Annotated in this window: 17 protein-coding genes and 2 pseudogenes; 6 read left to right on the plus strand and 13 right to left on the minus strand. The window is 37.9% G+C overall.

Going from position 1 to position 19146, the window contains the following annotated elements:
• Positions 1–412: 412 nt before the first annotated feature.
• A pseudogene (locus ACZ5B7_RS03540) lies at positions 413–574 on the plus strand (group II intron reverse transcriptase/maturase); the annotation flags it as partial.
• Between the two features lie 101 nt (positions 575–675).
• Here the strand turns inward: ACZ5B7_RS03540 and rsiV are convergent.
• Together rsiV and ACZ5B7_RS03550 are read right to left on the minus strand one after the other, a co-directional pair.
• Entirely contained in the window at positions 676–1557 is an 882-nt protein-coding gene (gene rsiV, locus ACZ5B7_RS03545; protein WP_464492665.1) for an anti-sigma-V factor RsiV, read from the minus strand.
• Between the two features lie 12 nt (positions 1558–1569).
• Positions 1570–2064, minus strand: a complete 495-nt coding sequence (locus ACZ5B7_RS03550) for a sigma-70 family RNA polymerase sigma factor (protein WP_464492666.1) — start codon at positions 2062–2064, stop codon at positions 1570–1572.
• Between the two features lie 475 nt (positions 2065–2539).
• On the opposite strand from ACZ5B7_RS03550, the gene ACZ5B7_RS03555 reads away from it, so the two are divergent.
• Both ACZ5B7_RS03555 and ACZ5B7_RS03560 read left to right on the plus strand, forming a co-directional pair.
• Entirely contained in the window at positions 2540–4375 is a 1836-nt protein-coding gene (locus tag ACZ5B7_RS03555) for an acyltransferase family protein (RefSeq protein ID WP_464492667.1), read from the plus strand.
• 13 nt (positions 4376–4388) lie between these two features.
• Positions 4389–4514 (plus strand): annotated as a pseudogene (locus tag ACZ5B7_RS03560) (site-specific integrase); the annotation flags it as partial.
• Positions 4515–5280: 766 nt separating this feature from the next.
• Here the strand turns inward: ACZ5B7_RS03560 and ACZ5B7_RS03565 are convergent.
• The 7 genes from ACZ5B7_RS03565 to ACZ5B7_RS03595 all read right to left on the minus strand — a co-directional run bounded on the left by ACZ5B7_RS03565 (position 5281) and on the right by ACZ5B7_RS03595 (position 11606).
• On the minus strand, positions 5281–5640 hold the full coding sequence (locus ACZ5B7_RS03565; protein WP_464492668.1) for a PTS sugar transporter subunit IIA: 360 nt from the start codon (positions 5638–5640) through the stop codon (positions 5281–5283).
• 11 nt (positions 5641–5651) lie between these two features.
• Complete coding sequence (locus tag ACZ5B7_RS03570; protein ID WP_464492669.1) at positions 5652–5939, minus strand: hypothetical protein; 288 nt, start codon at positions 5937–5939, stop codon at positions 5652–5654.
• 33 nt (positions 5940–5972) lie between these two features.
• Entirely contained in the window at positions 5973–6302 is a 330-nt protein-coding gene (locus ACZ5B7_RS03575; protein ID WP_464492670.1) for a hypothetical protein, read from the minus strand.
• Positions 6303–6565: 263 nt separating this feature from the next.
• Positions 6566–7471, minus strand: coding sequence for a TIGR01777 family oxidoreductase (locus ACZ5B7_RS03580; RefSeq protein ID WP_464492671.1), 906 nt, complete (start codon positions 7469–7471; stop codon positions 6566–6568).
• 122 nt (positions 7472–7593) lie between these two features.
• Positions 7594–8139 (minus strand): HXXEE domain-containing protein, encoded by a 546-nt coding sequence (locus tag ACZ5B7_RS03585; protein ID WP_464492672.1) that lies wholly within the window; start codon positions 8137–8139, stop codon positions 7594–7596.
• A 133-nt stretch (positions 8140–8272) separates the two neighbouring features.
• Entirely contained in the window at positions 8273–10144 is a 1872-nt protein-coding gene (gene shc, locus ACZ5B7_RS03590) for a squalene--hopene cyclase (RefSeq protein ID WP_464492673.1), read from the minus strand.
• Between the two features lie 886 nt (positions 10145–11030).
• Positions 11031–11606 carry an NAD(P)H-dependent oxidoreductase gene (locus ACZ5B7_RS03595; protein ID WP_464492674.1) on the minus strand — a complete coding sequence of 192 codons (576 nt, stop codon included), beginning with the start codon at positions 11604–11606 and terminating at the stop codon, positions 11031–11033.
• 295 nt (positions 11607–11901) lie between these two features.
• On the opposite strand from ACZ5B7_RS03595, the gene ACZ5B7_RS03600 reads away from it, so the two are divergent.
• On the plus strand, positions 11902–13095 hold the full coding sequence (locus ACZ5B7_RS03600; protein WP_464492675.1) for a two-component system sensor histidine kinase NtrB: 1194 nt from the start codon (positions 11902–11904) through the stop codon (positions 13093–13095).
• Between the two features lie 96 nt (positions 13096–13191).
• On the opposite strand, the gene ACZ5B7_RS03605 is transcribed toward ACZ5B7_RS03600, so the two are convergent.
• Together ACZ5B7_RS03605 and ACZ5B7_RS03610 are read right to left on the minus strand one after the other, a co-directional pair.
• The gene (locus ACZ5B7_RS03605) at positions 13192–13902 is read right to left on the minus strand and encodes a response regulator transcription factor (protein ID WP_464492676.1); all 711 of its coding nucleotides are present in this window, start codon (positions 13900–13902) and stop codon (positions 13192–13194) included.
• 88 nt (positions 13903–13990) lie between these two features.
• The gene (locus ACZ5B7_RS03610; protein WP_464492677.1) at positions 13991–14935 is read right to left on the minus strand and encodes a c-type cytochrome; all 945 of its coding nucleotides are present in this window, start codon (positions 14933–14935) and stop codon (positions 13991–13993) included.
• 283 nt (positions 14936–15218) lie between these two features.
• Between ACZ5B7_RS03610 and ACZ5B7_RS03615 the strand changes: the two genes are divergently transcribed.
• Positions 15219–16367 (plus strand): ArgE/DapE family deacylase, encoded by a 1149-nt coding sequence (locus ACZ5B7_RS03615; protein WP_464492678.1) that lies wholly within the window; start codon positions 15219–15221, stop codon positions 16365–16367.
• 95 nt (positions 16368–16462) lie between these two features.
• On the opposite strand, the gene ACZ5B7_RS03620 is transcribed toward ACZ5B7_RS03615, so the two are convergent.
• Positions 16463–16873 carry a VOC family protein gene (locus ACZ5B7_RS03620; protein WP_464492679.1) on the minus strand — a complete coding sequence of 137 codons (411 nt, stop codon included), beginning with the start codon at positions 16871–16873 and terminating at the stop codon, positions 16463–16465.
• Positions 16874–17020: 147 nt separating this feature from the next.
• Between ACZ5B7_RS03620 and ACZ5B7_RS03625 the strand changes: the two genes are divergently transcribed.
• On the plus strand, positions 17021–17329 hold the full coding sequence (locus ACZ5B7_RS03625) for a hypothetical protein (RefSeq protein WP_464492680.1): 309 nt from the start codon (positions 17021–17023) through the stop codon (positions 17327–17329).
• Between the two features lie 470 nt (positions 17330–17799).
• On the opposite strand, the gene ACZ5B7_RS03630 is transcribed toward ACZ5B7_RS03625, so the two are convergent.
• Positions 17800–19065: a molybdopterin molybdotransferase MoeA gene (locus tag ACZ5B7_RS03630; RefSeq protein WP_464492681.1), complete on the minus strand. Its 1266-nt coding sequence runs from the start codon at positions 19063–19065 to the stop codon at positions 17800–17802.
• Positions 19066–19146 lie beyond the last annotated feature (81 nt).

Consider the following 19146-nt stretch of genomic DNA (forward strand, 5'->3'; position numbering starts at 1 on the left):
CTAATGGGAACTCATCTTCAACACGATTAATAATTGGCTACCCCTGTTTCCGAGTTTAAATTTCCTCAGCTTTTTTTCTTGGAAGTATGGAATATAGCTATTAGTTTGAAAAATATTTCAAAAAAACCGCCTCTTAACCAGGTGCGGTAAACCGTAGTGTGTCTTTTGTTCTATTTATCAGTATGATATTAATATAACAGACGAATTGGAGGAGAAGTGATGAATGCAATTGTGTACAAAGGACGGTCCCCCCGACGTTCTTCAATTGGCGACGACGACTTTGACCAGTATTTCATTTTCTTTAGGAGTAGGTTTTGCTACCTCTGCGTCAATCCAATTTCTATATCATTTTTAAATGACTCTAAATCAGGTAAAATATCTCCCTCTTCTCCATAAAAAATGCCTCCATAAAGGCGTCCCTGATTACAAAGCATATGAATGGGGCAACTCCAGAAAGAAATACTGGAGAATCGCATGTAGTCCAATATTACACAAAACCCTCGATAACTCTTTTTGGAGTCAACGAGGGTTGAGAAGGCTATATATTAGCTATGAAATTTTGCGTCAATCTTAATAGAACCGCCGTATACCGAACGGTACGTACGGTGGTGTAAGAGGTCGGGGGTTAATCACCCACTCCTGCTCAATTTTATGGAGAGCAACTTTATTTGGATGCTATTTTATATATTCATGACTAACCAGATTATACTTGAGGACATCCGTAGGGATGATGAATTCAACAATCCCCATGTAACCCGGGGCCACTTCATATTTGTTAAAAACAATGACCAATTGGTGATCGTTGTTAATATAGAAATTTTGATCGGGCTTTATTTTTTCAAATGGGGCTATTGAATTTTTCTCTTTTTTATTTGGATCATTTACCCAATAAAATAAGGAAGGGTCTTTTTCCATTTTGGCAATCATTTGCTTTTTAATTTCATTGCTAATCAAATCCACATATGCATTATTTTTAAACAGGCTTGGTAATGTGATAAGCAGTTTATTTTTCTTATCAATCGTGTCAAAATGGTACGTTGTTGATGAAGAACCGACTGTGTTTGCCGTATAACGTCCTATGGATAAGATTTCGTCATTATCTGTTTTTACTTCGTATCCATTCTCTATGCCTAAATGTCCGCCGCCCTTTTCTTTTAAATCTTTTATATCAGCCTGGAACTGTTGATAGAGTTCTTTGCTTTCATTAAGGTACTTTTGATTTAACGTTGATTGTAATTCTTTATTATCAAGGTTTTTAATTTCTGGTACTTTAATATCTGCATGATACGTACCCTCATCCACCTTAAATTCTCTAAATGTTAATACTTTCACCACATCTTTTAAAACAGGAACCTCTGCCATCGTATTGGCAAACGCGGGAATTGCATTTATCCCCCCAATAAAAATCGCGGCAGAAGCAGCTAATCCAACCGTCGCACTTTTCATCATGCGCCTCTTGGGCTTTTGTTTTAGTGCCTTTTTAACCACAATATCTAACTGACTTGGGATTGGAATCTCATTATATTCTTTCATTAAATCTACCATTTTTTTATTCATTTGAACGACCTCCTAAAATGAAATTTCATTCATTTCTACTCGTAGTATTGAAAGTCCCTTATATAAACGAGTCTTAATCGTGTTTTCATTTTCATTTAGAATTCCGGCTATTTCATTAATGGTCAGGTCTTCAAAAAATTTAAGTATGATGACAATTCGATATTTAGGCTGCAATTCATTTAGTAACTTATTTAAGTCAACATCTTCATATTTGTCATTAGCGGAGGGAGAAAAAAAATCTAAAATACTATCCTCTACTACCAATACCTTTTTCTTTTTATTTATCAAATCTAATGATGTGTTAACAACGATACGAAAAAACCAACTTTTTAACGCCAGTGGATTTTCTAAGGTGTGAATTCTTTTCAGGGCTTTATAGATTGACTCCTGAACAATATCTAAAGCATCTGCTTCATTTTTAACGTAGCTATAGGCTAAACGATAAATTTTCTCTTTGTTTTCCAAGATAAAGTCTGTAAGTAGTGATTGTTGATGTTTTTTGTTCATTGTTAGTCACCTCCTTGCGGACTGCGTTCTAAACAATAGACGTCCATAGATAAAGAAAAAGTTTGTATTTTTAAATTACCCACTATTATGAATATTGCCGGAAAGTCAATTTCAGCGTACGAAATACTCGTGATTATCTTAAGAAAATAACTAACAATTTAAATAACAATTTTCTACAAAATCTCTCAAACTTTTTTTTCATGCCATTAGTCTATAATACGTGATTGATTAAAGATACCTATCTAAGGAAAGAGGAGTTTTTTATGAGAGTCAGTTAAAACAAAGGGTTCTAGCATTTATAACGGAAAAAAAGAATGACTTCTTTTGATGAACTTCCATCTTGCAGATATTTCAAGGATTTTACAAATTATGACTTAATGAAGGTAAAGAAAGGAATTTAGCTATGCACTACTTACATTATTTTAAAAAAACTATCCTAAAAAAAATACGAGTTTGGAATCAGGGGTAAAAGACCATGACTGTCACTAAAGTGCAAAATAGACGTTACTTGATAGGATTAGATGGTCTTAGAGCCCTGGCAGTGCTTTGGGTTATCTTTTACCACATTGGAGTTCCCTGGGCATCAGGAGGTTTTTTAGGTGTTTGCGTGTTCTTTGTGCTTTCAGGCTACCTTATTACCGATCTTCTAATGGGCGAATGGGAACAACGAGGAAGAATTAATTTAAAGAACTTCTGGATGCGCCGTGCCAGACGTTTACTTCCTGCCCTACTCTTTATGTTAGTGATCCTTATTGATTGGGTATACTTGTTTCACCATCAGCTTCTCATAAATTTGCAAGGGGATACGTTGGCAGCTTTACTATATATTAGTAATTGGTGGTACATCTTTCATCACCAATCCTATTTTGACAGCTTTCAGACACCCTCGTTATTAACGCATTTTTGGTCTTTAGCAGTAGAGGAACAATATTATCTTTTCTGGCCATTGATGCTTACAATCGGATTACGCTTTATCTCCAAACGTTTGATTTTAATCATAACGCTCACGTTTGCCGGTATTTCAGCAATAACAATGGCCGTATTATACCAACCCGGATTGGATCCTAGCAGAGTCTATTACGGGACTGACACAAGAGTTTTTTCGCTGTTAATTGGTTCAGCGCTTGCTCTTATTTGGCCAAGCCAAAAGCTTGCTACAAACATACCGTCACATGCACGGCATTTTCTTCATATAGTCGGGACCATTGCATTTATAGCAATTGCTTTATTAGTTGGACTGACCAATCAATACGATCCTTTCCTTTATCGCGGAGGGATGGTTTTAATATCGCTTGCAACTATGTTATTCGTTGCAGTGCTTGTTCATCCAGCTAACAGCATTAGTAAACTATTTAATGTATATCCTCTAAGATGGCTAGGTGTCCGTTCCTATGGGATCTATTTGTGGCACTATCCTGTCCTTTTGTTAACGAGTCCGGCCATCGATACAACAGGACTTTCGTTTAGCAGAGTACTATTTCAATTACTATGTATTTTTGGCTTATCAGCATTATCTTGGAATTTTATCGAAAATCCTATACGTCAAGGAGGATGGAAAAAAAGCATGAGAAAGGTTTCCTTTAAAAATATATTTCTTACTCATTTTACCTTCAAAAAGGGGATAGTCATTGGTTGCGCATCGCTAATCATGCTTGTTTCCTTTTTAGCTTTTTATAATGTAGCTTTTGCAAAAGTACATAAAAATGTGGAAACTACTGCTTTAACGAAAGAGGACGGTACGAGCAAACAACCGAAAGTAGAACACTTAAGAATAAAAGAGGACAAGGAAAATCAACTAGTTCGTAATAATGAGCTTCCGCAAACAGAAGCCATTATCCCAAATAATGAAAGGGTGACGGCGATTGGTGATTCGGTATTACTAGATGTTTCCAATTACTTAGCTGAATATTTTCCTTCTATAAATGCTGATGGGAAAGTAGGTCGTCAAATGTTTCAAGCAGTTGATGTAGTCAAAAAAATGAAGCAAGATGGAACATTAGGAGATACTGTAATCATAGAACTAGGGACAAATGGCCCAATTAATAAAGAACAATTACGATCGATGATTGAGTTAATTGGGAAAGACCGCAAAATTGTTTTTATCAATACCCGTGTCCCACGCCCTTGGGAAACTGTGGTAAACAATACGCTGAAAGAGGTAACAGCAAAATGCACGAATACCACCTTGGTTAATTGGTACGACGAAAGTGCTGGCCATGATGAATATTTTGCACCTGATGGTGTCCATTTAAGTGAAAAAGGCGCTAAGGTCTATGCAGAACTAGTGGCAAAGGCGGTGCGAGCAATATAAAGTGTCCAAAAGACATACGTTACGGAAAACGTTCGGCTATTGGTTTTTCAAAGCTACCAGGGGTGTTACTGTGCTTCAGGAAATGTTAAATCATTTTCATCTTTCTGCTACTCTACGTTATATAGGGAACATCCGATAATATATAGTTATCGGAACATAGAACAAGAATCGCAGTAGGATGGATGATATCATGCTGTCTCCAAAAGAACAGTCATTTCTGGGGTCTCGGCAGACTAATCTTAACATCGATGTGAGAACTATTGGAATATCAACTGTTCTCACATCATTTACATGAATTCAATGTAATTATTGGTTTAAATTAAGTTTAATTATTTTATCATGTACTGTTAAATTAACTCCCCCGTGAAAAAAGGTAAAAGCAAAGAGGAATTCAAATCTGCGGCGGAATATACTCCCCTGTTAAAGCCAGCTACTTTCATTTTTGTCTGGTTGCTATCCCAACCTTTACTAACATTAGACCTTGAGCAATTTACAACCCAAGACTTTCAAAAATTCATCATGATTTCAAAAATAATAAATAAAGAGACCTCGAAAGCGGTTAATGGCGGTGATGTTCTTAATAAATAGCAATATTAGAAGTGAATGATGTCTGAAGTTGATAGGCTTGTTTAGCAGCTAATAAAAAAGTGACAGCTCCTTTAACGATAAAAGTAAAGTGGAGACTGTCCCTTTTTTAGGGATAAACTCTAAATTCTGATTTCTGACGGGTAAATTCCCCAAATCGACGGGTACGTGGGGAGTCCCTCTAAAAGGGAATTAATAAAGGGATTTAATAAGGAGAAAACGGTATTTATTCAAATAAATAAGAACACAGGGACGGTTCTACTATTGGTAATCGGAAGAGAAGAACAGGCCATGAGAAACGTCCCTGTCGTACATTTTTGTTAGTTTACATTTACTATTAAAACGGAAGTGTCTTTAGTTGCTGCACCGTAGTTGTATTCAATATTTGCGACTTTGTCCATGTTGGTGATGATAAGTGGTGTGATGGCTGATTTGGCCTTTTCATTGATTAGGTTTAGGTCAAAGGATATTAATTTTTGGCCGGCCTTCACTTTGTCGCCCACGTTAATGAAACTTTCAAAGCCATCACCTGATAGATTTACGGTGTCAATTCCAATATGGAGTATGATTTCCAGACCACTATTAGTTTTGATTCCTACCGCATGCAAGGTTGGGAATACTTGAACGATTTCTCTATCCACAGGTGCATAAAGAATACCTTTTGAAGGTTCAAACGCCATTCCATCTCCCATCATTTTTGAAGCGAACACTTCATCCGGACTTCCGAAATGGGAAGGGCTGTTCCAACAATCGGAGATTTTATTTCGATTTTCGTTTCTTTTTTAAAAAAGTTAAACAATGTGACCCCAACTCTCGAAAAAATCAGTGGTCCTGTAGCATACATAGTATCAAAAACAGCATAAAGCTTTAACTGATTGGGGGTCAGTCCTATTTGTGATGCGTTGAACCGGATCATAGGTAAATGAGATGCGAAGGGTTGCCCCATGTGAGGACAACCTGTTTTTTTTAAATCTTTCATTTCCTAGAGCAACCGATTATTTTTTGAAACAGGTTAACCAAGCCGTTCTAGACTTGATTTACGGGCGGCTGCAAGATATAGGAAAAGGGCCGTAAGAATGACGGTCGTAATAAGCGGGAGTATGAATGGTCCCTCAATCTTCCCTTCTGTAAATAGGAAAGTGGCGGCATTTGTCAGCTGGGCTGGGCTCCATTCCATCCATTTCTTGAGAAGCGATGTTAAAAGTGTCAAAAGAATACTCAATAACAGTGTAAATGCTGCCACAAGCCCGCTGCTTTTCAAAAAGCTGCTAAGAAAAACAGTGAATGGTATTAAAAACAATATCCATATGAAATAGAGACTGATCCCCTTAACTATATTCATAAAAGGGAAGTCACCAATCAATAGTATTGTATAAATTCTATAAATAGTTTTTTTAATTGAGAGTGGGGGATTATTATGTTGTTTCATAATCATAATGGGGAATTTAAAAGTTCGAATGTTAGAGGAAGATAATTTCCTGTTAGCAAAATGGCTCTCAGACCCATCGGTTCTTGAGTTCTATGAAGGTAGGGATAATCCATTTGATTTAGACAAATTGAATAAAGTTTTTTATGCTCCTGAAGATGAAGAAGTTAGAAGCAACGTTAACCTAGAATATCAGAAAGTGCACTTTTTACATCTGTAAAATGAAAGGAGTAATTGTGGTAAAGTGCTTTTTGAGGAAGTACTCGCTGCCCTTTTAATACAACCTGACTCATTTCACCAAGTGCCACTTTTAAAAAAAACTCAGGCACACGGAGCCAATGTGGGCGGTGAAGGACGTCTGAAATTGCCCTTCCGAATGATGACAAGCGAATGGGATTAGGAGAGGTCACATTCAACGGTCCATCTATTTCGGGATTAATGATGGCGAAGTAAAGCATCTCAACTACATCTCGAATGTGAACCCAGGAAATCCATTGCATTCCATTGCCGATTGTCCCCCCAATACCAAATTTATACGGTAGCACCATTAGCGGTAAGGCACCCTTTTGACCAAGAATGATACCGAAGCGTGCGAAGACCGTTCGAATGCCAAATTCTTTGGCCTTAGCCCCTTCATTCTCCCACAGCCTTACAACTTTTGCTAAAAAATCATTTGCATTACTTTGTGAGGTCTCATTAAACGTCTTGAAGTCTGACATCCCGTAGTAACTTAAACCTGAGGCGTTAACAAGCACTTTTGGCTTGGGATGAAGCTGTCCTAGAATTCGAATGACCTCTTTTGTGGCGGTGAGACGGCTATTCAAAATAGCCTCCTTTTTACTTTTGGTCCATCGCCGGCCATTGATTGATTCCCCGGCTAAATTGACCATTGCATCCACATCCTCAAGTTCGTTTTCAGGCTGATGATCTTCAGAAAGCCACTCAACATAATGAACGGACTCATCTGTTCTAGAATTAGCAGGAAGACGTCGTGTTAATATGGTTACCCGATGGCCTTTTTGAGTCAACAGGTGTGTTAAGGCTTGACCAATAAACCCGGATCCTCCTGTTAAGACAACATGCAATTTACTCGCCTCCAGCAACTACCTTTTTATTATGAATTAACTTATCGGTTAAATGAGGAAAAGCAGCCATCGTTATTCGAACTATGAAATGAAGACCAAGTAAATAAAAGAATGAGGACCAGTTAGTGAATAAAATAACGGCCTAAGAGATTGCCGACAAGAAAAATATGGATCATTAATAGGCTGACGGGAATACTTGCGAAAATGAAATGCAAGTCTATCAAGCCGCGCTCGAACAAACTGTAATACGCAATAAGACAGTAAGGGATGAGGAGGAACAGCGCCGTTATGATACCAGGTGTATATCCTCTAAAAAAGATGGACTGAACAATATGCATGGTCGCCTGCAGAATAAATAAATTGAGTATTGCTGTATATAAGAGAAAGCCCCCTCCGTTCACGGAGAAATGGGCAGTCATCAAGGTGGTGAATGAGATAATCAGCAAAATCCATGTAGCCGAAATAGAAAGTTGGGCAGCGGTTGAACCTAGTTTTTTCCTCATTTTTAATGTTAGTTCGACGAATGGAGTTTTTTGAGAACTATATTTGTATTTACTCATGGAAGATTCAATTGTTATGATCTCTTCTAGGTCATGGAAAATAAAGATGATAGGGAACAACCAAATGACTGTATGAAGGTCGAAAAATTGGAGTAAAGTTTCAAGCATCTTTTACCTCCTGCTTATTAAGACGTTGTATGGTTGTAGTTTTGTTCAGTGTATGGGACAGGATATAAAAATATGCCAGCCTATATGTTTTATCATTCTTTTTAGCATCCCTAACAGCCAATTCGCCTTGTTTTTAACTCCCTTCAGCTAAATTTTTATAATGCGCGAGTGCCAGTAATGGAAAAAGGTATTCATAACAATGATAATTGAGATAAAAGGATCCCGCCATTCCCCTTCCTTTTGGATAGGTCTTTGTCCAATCTTTTTCTTTTCCGTCCACTAAAAAAGCTGCACCGTGTTCCATTTCAGGTGTGACAACAGTCGAGGCCGAGATAAGTGTGTCAAGGGCCCATGCTGTATGAGTACGGGTACTTTCGCGGAGCGGCACATAACAGTTATCGATATCACTCTTACAGGATTCTCCCCAACCCCCGTCTTGATTTTGAATTGATTTTAACCAGTTTACAGCCTTCTGAATGGATGGATGATTAGGGGAAATCCCAACCGCAACCAATCCCGTTACAGCCGCCCATGTTCCATAAATATAGACGCCCCAGCGCCCTACCCAAGAACCATCCGAATTTTGCTTCTTTAACAGCCAACGAATCCCACGTTTCACCATGGGATGGTGGAAATCCAAATGGGTGTAGTTACCGAAAAATTCCAATGTCCTTCCTGTTAAATCAACCGTCGACGGATCAATCAACAAATCTTTTCCGCCCTCAATCGGTAACAGGTTCAATATTTTCTTGTTGACGTTCTTTTCGAATGCTGCCCAGCCACCGTCATTGTTTTGTATGGAAATGAGCCAGTTGATTCCGCGATCCCACGCCTGCCGACAATCTGCCTGTTCGATAGCCAAAGTTCGAATCGCTCTTAGTGCTGCCGTTGTGTCGTCAATATCCGGATGGATTGTATTCAAGTCCGCAAAGCCCCAGGCTCCAGGCAGCAAGTTTGGTTCATGAATGACCCAATCCCCGTATTTGATATGTTGACGGGAGAGGATATATTGGTTTGCCTTCTGGACGGTATCCGCTGAATAGGGGACACCAGATTCTTGCAGAGCATAACTAATTAACGTCGTGTTCCATACCGTAGCCGTCGTATATTGGCAATGAAGTTCTCCGTCAATACGGCAGGTCATCGCTTTTAAACCTTGCACGGCACGAGTAATCACCGGATGTGAATTCGAATACCCCCTCGCCAATAAGGCATAAATCATGAGAGAAGTAGTGCTGAAATAATTTAAATAGGTGCCGTCCGGTTCGATTCGGTCCAGCATATATTTTTCGGCACGATATAATGCCAATTCGCGAAGATTTACATGGGATTTCAGACCCTTAATCCCCTGTTTAATCCATTTGATCACCGAGCGGGCCTCTTCTGCTTGATCCTCTGTAAAAAAACGAATAGCTTTCTTTTGAAACAAATCGGAGAGATTGGGCGATCGAGGTGTTCTCTTACGAAAATTCGTATTGGCGAGAATCAAAAAAGGGATAATGTTCGCTCTTCCGTACACGGAGAGGTCAAAGAAATTGATGGGAAAGGAGTCTGGTAAAAGCATCACTTCAATATTAATGGGGAAGTGCGGCCACTCACATTGTCCTGTTATGGCCAACATGATTTTCAAAAACATATGGACTTCCGTAGCCCCTCCGTTGGCCATAATAAACCTTCTTGCAGCCTGGAGCTCCTGGTCTTTTCGATCGCGGTAACCAGAATAAAGAAGGGCATAATAAGCTTCAACTGTGGCTGTCAGACTTCCTTTTTCTTGGTCATGAAACAGCTTCCATGACCCATCTTCCTGCTGTTTTCCTGCGATCCGTTTCACCAATTCTTTTATGAACTCCTCATCATTTATCTCCAATGTCCGTAATAGGATAATCATACTGCAGTCTGATGCGATTCCGGTCTCGAAGGGATATTGCCAGGACCCGTCAGCTGATTGGTCCTTAATGAGTTGATCGGTGATTAGGTTGATTTCCGCATTTACCCGATCCATCATGATACCCACCTTCTTTCAAAAACTCACTATGTATTCATATTCATCTAGCAATATGAATATGCATTTATTTAATGAGTAAAAAAATCAAATCAATTAGTCACAATTTTAATAAGAAAAGGAGCACAAATTTCTAACGGGTTCCGTTAACTATCGCAAACCATAAAAATGTAATACAAAATAACCTTCAAATTGTATGGTAATTTGAAGGTCTATTTTTGTTGATATAAAGGGATTTCGATTATTATTTTGGGGAATTTGTAGTGCGATTTGTATATTAAAATGTGGGGTACAATAGCCAGTGTACTGCAGCAAAATAAACTACATTTTTACTTGCAAAATGATATACAGAAAAATTAAGGTTAGGCCCTGCTGTATCTTGGTGTGATTTGACTGGGTATGAAAAATAAACGGAAAAATTCCGGCTAAATTGGGAAATACCCATATTTCCTTTAAAATAAGGGGAGTTTTTCCGCTTATATTATCCAAATCTTTGGATTTTGTCTTATTTAGAGCAGTCAACCGAAAATTCTCCGCTTATTTTCGCTTCTTAAGTTTCCCTATATACATTAGCCGGAAATTCTCCGCCTATGAATTTCATACCTACACAAAAACCGATACGAAGAAAGGCGGAAATGGTTTCAAACTTCTTAAATCGTAATTTAGCAATTAAAAGCAAAATAGCAAGGGAATGAACCCTTGCTATTTCTAATGTTTTTTAATCTCTTTAGCCTTACAAATTTCCTTGCATTTTATTGTGCAAAAAGGATTACATTTTGGTTTGCATTTTTCTGTGCAAATTGACGTTTTGCGATAGGAAACGGAACCCGTTAACAAATTTCGCACTCCTTTTTAACTTCACTTATTTTAGACGTGCAATCCCATATGTTCAAATTACTTTTGCGTGCTGGTAGATTTTTTGAAGCCATTTCTGCCGAGTTTTATAGGTAGAATGTTTAACATACGTTAATCGAGTTCTTTTAATATTTTTAATGCCGCAGAACTTTAAAATGTAATTTTTTACTACAATCCATTCGACATTTTTTCTAAACAATCGAATAAATAAAGAGGGAGCATCGATGGTGTAAATAACCCATGCCGATTTATTCTTCAATAACCCTTTCGGAAATGCTCCTTTGTGTTGATACGCAAATCCGGAAACAAACACGCGATCAAAAAAGCCTTTTAAAATCGCTGGTACACCATACCACCAAATCGGGTAAATGAAAATTAACTGGTCAGCCTGCTCAATTTTTTTTCGATACTTTTCAGTATATGGATCATGGATTAAATCCCTTGGTTTATGCTGATTATCGATGACTAAAACAGGATCAAATTTCTCCGCGTATAAATCAATTAATTCAAATTTCCGTTTGGCTTCCTTTAACCCTTTCATAACGTTCTCTAATATCGCATGATTAAGGCTATCCTTATTTGAGTGGGCATAAATAATTAAGGTAGTCATATGGTTCCCTCCATTAAAGGATAATGAATTTTCCCTGGGCCAGTATTGGCGGTTTTAGACATATCATATTCTAAGTAAATTGCTAAGTTTACATCCTTTGGGATTCTATGTTCAACTCTTATCTAGTAAGATGAGAAAAAACTCTAACCGTATTCAATACTGTTAGAGTTTTTTGTTTGCAATTATTCGGGGAGGCACTTTTCTTATTTTAAGGTAAACTTTAACTAATGTTTTATAGTGGAAGCTTTGTGTATAATTAATTTGATTGCCATGGGAGATGAAATGGAGAGAAATTATGTTTTTTCGCTTAATGTATCATATTGTCTTGCCTGTTTATGTAGTATTTGTCATTTTCGCCTCGGTTTCGTTAGAGAAAACTCAAAATGCTTTTTTTATGATTGTATTTGGTCTTCTTTTTATAGCCAGTATCTTTTTGGAAAGAATGTATACCCACTTATTTTTGTTTATCGCATCTGGTGAAATCATTTCGTTACTATTGTTTCATTACACCAGCCAACTGAATTGGTGTTATTCCATTTATATCATTTTACTTAGTAAATTTTTATTCCAAGTCAAGGGAGCCGCCAAGGGGATTTTTATTGGTTTTGGTTTCATGGTTTTTTACACTGCTATTCGCGCTACGTATTCCCCTGTAAATTCCTATAGCATATTTGGGGTTGGATCGGACTTTCTAACTTCAATAGCTGTAGTACTAATCATTCAGTATATTATTGAAATGGAAGCGAAAAAAAATACTCTTATTGAAGAGAAGAAACGTGAAGAATTACTGCACAAAGAGGAAAAAGTGAAGCTAATAGCAGAAATGGCTGCTGGACTTGCACATGAAATTAGAAACCCGTTGACGATCATTCAAGGGTTTCTGCAACATTCCAAAGAGGATAATTATAATATACAGCCTTGGTATGATTTAATCACTAGTGAAGTCAACAGGATGAATAAATTAACGGTTGAATTCCTACAATTTTCAAAACCGGATGTTTCTCAATACCAAGCTTATTCCATCCACGAGTGTTTAAAGAGGGTCATTTCCTTAACCAAATCCGAAGCCCAAAGTGTAGGACATCAAATCGTATACACACACACGGAGTATAATCCTGATCTTTTGGTGAAAATGGACTTCAATAAAATGGTACAGGTTTTTGTAAATTTAATTAACAATGCCATTCAGTCTATGGTTGAAAGTGGACATATTACGATTCGATTGTTCAAAGTGGGGAACTTAGCAGTTTGTGAGGTTTGTGATACAGGTGTAGGTATAGAAGATGCAGACCTGAAAAAAATCTTTAATCCCTTCTTTACAACGAAAGCAGAAGGAACGGGTCTGGGGCTATCCATATGTCAGAAAATTGTTCAGGACCATGGGGGAACTATTGAGGTGAGTAGTACTCCGAAATATGGGTCTATTTTTACTATTTGTCTTCCATTAGATACTGGTGCTAGTCACGCTCTGGACTTATCCAAAGATTAGTAGATGTTTAGTTTATAGGACCTAATTGGTCCTATTTTTTATAGTTGATACAGATTCCTAGAGGGTAGTGGCAGGCACACTTTTTCACACCTTTCCCTAACCCTCAGTTGCAAACTTATACCCAATCCCTCTTAACGTTACGATAAAAGGATAATCTGTATACTCAGCAATTTTTTCTCTTAAATTTTTGATATGAACATCTACTGTTCGTTCATTGATTACCTTTTCATTCTTTTTATATACGGTATTGATAATATGTTCTCTTGAAAAAATTTGATCTGGGTGGGTCATAAATAGATAGAGCAATCTGTACTCGAAATGGGTTAAATCAAGTACTTCATCGTGGAATTTAACGACTCCCTTTAATGGTTTAATCGTTAACCCTTTATAGCTTAGTTTACTGCAGCGATTGGCCGTTCTTCGTAAAACTGTTTCAATCCTAACTGACAATTCCTCTACATTATATGGCTTACCAATGTAGTCATCAGCCCCTTGTTTCAGCCCTTCGATTCGATCCTGGTCCGTATTATTGGAAGATACAATAATAATTGGTACATTACTGTCCAGTTCGTAACGCATCCAGGAGCATACTTCGAGTCCATCCATATCAGGAAGAGATGTTTCTAAAAGCACAAAGCAGGGATCGTGCTTTAAGTACATTTCACGAGCTGTTTGTCCATTAACAGCCTCCAATATTTCAAAACCCTGTCTAGTCAGATGAAATCTTAATACAGCTCTATTTTCACTATTGCTATCAATAATTAAAATGGTTTTTCCTCTCAATCTTCTATCTTCCAACTTCCTCAACCCCTTGCCTCCATTATAGTGATAAAGAGAGTTTTACAAAAGGTGATGTTATATAGAAAAACGACCCGCTGTTAACGGGTCATTCCGATTATTTGTTTTCCGTATCCTTCTTCCCGGCAAGTGTTTCATAGGCTGCATCATCCGGTGCATCGCCTTTCGGCCAGTCATTTATTTTATCAGGGAAATCAGGTCTAGGCATAGAGTTAATATAGGCTGCGATATTCATCGCTTCTTCATCTGTGAAGGAACCTGCTTTATAACCGCCCATTGGCGCTTTAGGCATATACTTTTTGATAAAGCCCCCAGCCGTTCTTACACGACCCATACCTGCCCCAATATTGTAAGATTCGTCTCCCCAAAGAGGAAGTCCTGTGGCGCCGCCGTCACCGCCTTCTCCATGACAGGTAATGCAAGCTTTGTTATATAGTTCTCGGCCGGCATCCACATTTAACTTGGTTAAATCCCCTTCAGCTTTTGGCATTTTAGCCCAAGGTCTTTCCTTCGTACCATCAGGAACATTGGTTGAAATATACGTATAATAAGCAACCATTGCTTTCATCTCTTTGCTATCTAAAGGAAGCGGTTTTCCATTCATACTTCTTTTAAAACAACCGTTAATCCGTTCTTCGATGGTAACCTCTTTCCCTGCACGTGGATTATATTGTGGATAAGTTTTTGAAATACCGACTAGATCAAGAGAGGAAGCAACTCCACCATCCGCATGGCAGCTGGCGCAGCTCAGTTTGTTTCCTACATAATCATCTAAAACCGTGCTGGTTTCGTTATGTTCTTTATACCCTAGTTTAATTAATTCCCCTTCTTCCCCTTCCGGAACATCGTCCATACTTGGCGGTAAATAAGGATGGTCTGGTTTGGTTGATGTTTGTTCTCCAGATGTTGATGATGGTGCAGATGCTGCAGAACTTACCGCTGGCTGCCCCTTTGAATCTAGTATAAATAAGTAGAATACACTAAACCCAAGTACGATTGTGGCAACAATGGCACCAACGGAAGCAATAAATAGTTTATTCATGTTTAAGCTCATCTCCATATCAGAGGATTTCTCATTAAGAGAGGATTTTTCCGAATTGTTTTTACAGGCTCATTATCTATAACGAGTGTTAAGATTCGGTTAAGTAAAATTGAGCGTTTCGTGAACTAGGGGTAAAAGAGAGGAGCGTTCACCAAATGTACAAAAAGTTTCAGAGGAGTAGTTCCAGAAAGTCCTAAGAGGATAACTGAATAATGGACTTTTGGGTAAAATACAGTTGTATTCTTATTGACGATAGACAGATAAAATTTCGGAGGAATTAAGTATGAAACATTTTACAGAAGAAGAAAAGATAAAGATTTTATCTGACATTATAGCGATTAAATCTATTAATGAAAACGAAATAGAAGTGGCAAGTTACTTGAAAGATTTATTTGCTGAATATGGCATTGAATCTAAAATTGTTCCAGTTACTGACACTCGCGTTAACTTAGTGGCTGAAATTGGAAGCGGGAGTCCAGTCATTGGTGTTTCGGGTCATATGGATGTCGTTTCTCCTGGTGATGAAAGCGAGTGGACTTCAGATCCGTTCACATTGACAGAAAGGGACGGAAAATTATACGGACGTGGAACAAATGACATGAAAGCAGGATTAGTAAATCTTGCTTTAGTGATGATTGAACTTAAAGAAAATAATGAATTAAAAAATGGTACTGTCCGTTTTATGGCAACGACTGGTGAAGAGGTCGGTGGAGCAGGTTCAAAAAAATTATACGAAGAAGGTTATATGGATGATGTAGATTATTTATGGGTAGCTGAACCTTCTCATGACACCATTATATACTCTCACAAAGGATCACTTAACGTGCGTGTAACGTCTATTGGTGAAGCAGCACACAGTTCTATGCCTGACCAAGGTTATAACGCGATTAATCCATTGATGGAATATCTATTAGAACTAGACGCAAAATTGAATGGCGATGATCGTAAAAATGAAGTTCTAGATAAATTGGTGATGAGTACAACTATTTTTAATGCAGGGAACCAAGTAAACTCAGTTCCAGAAAAAGCAGTAGCTGAAATAAACGTGCGTACGATTCCAGAATTTGATAACGATGAAGTGATTGACTTATTCAACACAACAGCGAGCATTTACAATAAAGAAGGCTCAAATATTGATGTTGAAGTGACCATGTCATTACCAAGTGTTTTCACTTCAGGACAGTCTGAAATGGTTGATCTTGCGAAAAAACTCGGTAAAAAACATTTAGATTTAGAAATTGCTGTTAAAGGCTCGCCAGGGGTGACGGATGCATCAAACTTATTACGAGGTAAAGATGACAACTTCCCATTCATGATGTTTGGTCCAGGCGAAACAAAAATGGCACACAAAACAGATGAATATGTCTACAAAGATTACTACTTTGCATTCTTCGATATCTATAAAGAGTTAATTTTAGGATTGTCGAAATAAAAATAGATATATAAATAAACAGCACAATTCTTGTTACGGAATTGTGCCTTTTGGTTTATAAATATTGATATTTTTTGAGAGGTTGATTCAGAAAATCAACTATTTTCTACATGTGATGCTTCCATGAAAAATACTTCCCATAGATGGCCATCAAGGTCGGCGAAGCTTCGTGAGTACATGAAGCCGTGGTCCTGCGGATCGTTTGTAGGCGTTGCGCCGGCTGCCAATGCCTTTTCTGCTAACTCATCAACTTCCTGCCTGCTTTCAACAGACAAAGCGATAATAGCCTGTGAGCTTTTTTCCGTATTGGGAATTTCCTTTTTTGTAAAAGACTTAAAAAACTCCTCTACTAAAAGCATGGCATATATATTTTGATTAATTACCATACAGGCGGCTGATTCATTGGTGAACTGGGGATTAAACTCAAAACCTACCTTTGAAAAAAATTCCATTGTTTTTTCCAGGTTTTTAACTGGCAAATTCACAAAAATGTTTTGAACTCCCATACAATCCAACTTCCTTCCTTTTTTTTAATGGTTTTACTTTTTGGTGTAAATTGCCATGGATGTTGTCTAGTGTTCATAAATTCTTACTTGTAGCATTACCTAATTTCCCCAAAAGCATAACGATACAAGGTGAACATCGATCATTTAATGGAATTCCTGAAATTCACAGCTTGGGAGGCAGTTGAGAGTATCCCGGAAAACAGCAACGGAACGGAAAGTAGAAGAAAAGTTCTGCATTCATATGTAGAGGATATGAGGGCGAATCAAGAGATGGGGCTGGTTCCGAAAGAGCTGGACCCAGCCTTCATCACTTTGATGATTTCCAGTCTAACGATCTATCCTGTTCTCTACAGTAACGTTACCCAAATGATTACCGGACTGGCGCCAGAAAGTCCCGAATTTCAGGAAAAGTGGGCTAACTTCCTCCATCAGATCAGCGAGAGGATATTTAAGTAAAGCAGAGGGAGGGTTCTTGTGCTTTTATTATTTCTCAACTCGTATTAGAAACAGAGGAACTATTAATAAATCCCCTGTTTGGAAAAGCCTATACTGAGGAATTCGGAAAATATAAAGGAATTATAAGCAAGTGCCAGTCACTATCCGTAATTTGTTGATATTTGATCGACATTATTCGGGTGGTGACAGGTGCTTTTTTTAACAGGCTGTTTAAATACCCACTCAATCAATTGACCTACTGGACTATTCTTTCCAAATATAATAATTAACAAGAAACCGACAACAGTAGGAGGTAAAACCAACGAAAAAAGGAAAATCGTTTCAACAAGAACTTTCCCTTTGAATTTCTTATTCGCCATAACTTTTCCAAAAAAACTCCAAAAATTAATACCCATATTCCTGATACAGATGCGACCTCAATGGATAGTCCGACTGGTGACCAAAAGTCAGCTTGCATTTTAGTTAGTTCCTTACCAAGGCCACTCGCTGCCTTCCAAATCATCGAGAAGCAACACATCGATTGCTGAACCTGCCTTGAAACCTCTCTGCCCACCCGGCAATATTATTAAACTATTTGCTGTAGCAAGTGTTGATACCATACTTGATTTATCAAATCCAACTGGTATAACTTCTAACCCCTTTTCGGTAAAAGACATATAACCTCTAACTAAACGAGTAAATGAAATTGGAGTTGGAAAATCTGCTTGTAAGATTGCCCTTGCTTTTTTTAAATGAGGCTTTTTTGAACCAAAGAAAGTTTTCACTATCGGTCTTACAAAAAGTTCAAATCCAACATAACAAGCTGAAGGATTCCCTGAAATCCCAAATAATAATTTGCCGTTCAATTCGGCAACTGTCGTGACGCTTCCTGGACGCATAGCAATTTTATTAAATAATACACGTGCACCAAGCTTTTCATAAATGGCAGGTAAATAATCGAAGTCACCAACAGATACACCACCTGTTGTAATCAAAAGGTCTACCTGGTTTATTGCATTTGAAATAGCTTTATAACAGTCTTCAAAATTGTCGGCTAACTTGCCAAAATAATAAGGAATCGCACCCACACGTTTAATTTGTGCATGCAACATAGGTGCATTACTATTCCGAATCTTCCCGGGTTCAAGTTCCTCATGAACATCTAACAGTTCAGTTCCTGTTGCATAAATGCCAATAAGAGGCTTTTTTACAACTTTGACCTGGTTATAGCCGAATGTTGCCAGTAACGCTTGAACACCAGGATTAATATATGTACCTTTAGGAACTAGTATATTTCCTTTTTTTACATCTTCTCCTCTAAAAGTTACATTGTCACCCACTTGATATGAACGTTCGATGGCCATGTATTTTTTTCCGTCTTGCTCAAATTCCCTTGTTAACTCAAGTAAGACAACAGTATCACAAAGATCTGGCATTTGTGCACCTGTCATAATACGGACTGCTTGAAATGGTTTCACTTCTTTTGTTCCAACATAACCAGCACCGATTTCTTCAATGACTTCAAAAACAACAGGTTCGTGACTGCTAGCTGTTAGTGAATCCTTTGAACAAATCGCAAAACCGTCATACCCAGAACGATCAAAATGAGGTACATCATGGTCTGCAATTAAATCCTCGCATAAATATCTTCCATAAGCTTGTTCAAGCTTTATTTCCTCTACTTCTCCAAAGCGGGCAAATTTCATAACCTTTTCAACTGCTTCTCCTATTTGTATCGGGGTTCTTATTTCTACCATAATCAATTCGTCCTTTTCTAAAAAGAGTTAATGAATAAGGGATCCTAATTATTTCCACCTAATTAAATCTTTGTGCAGGTC

This window comes from Neobacillus sp. S1115 (assembly GCF_055385565.1).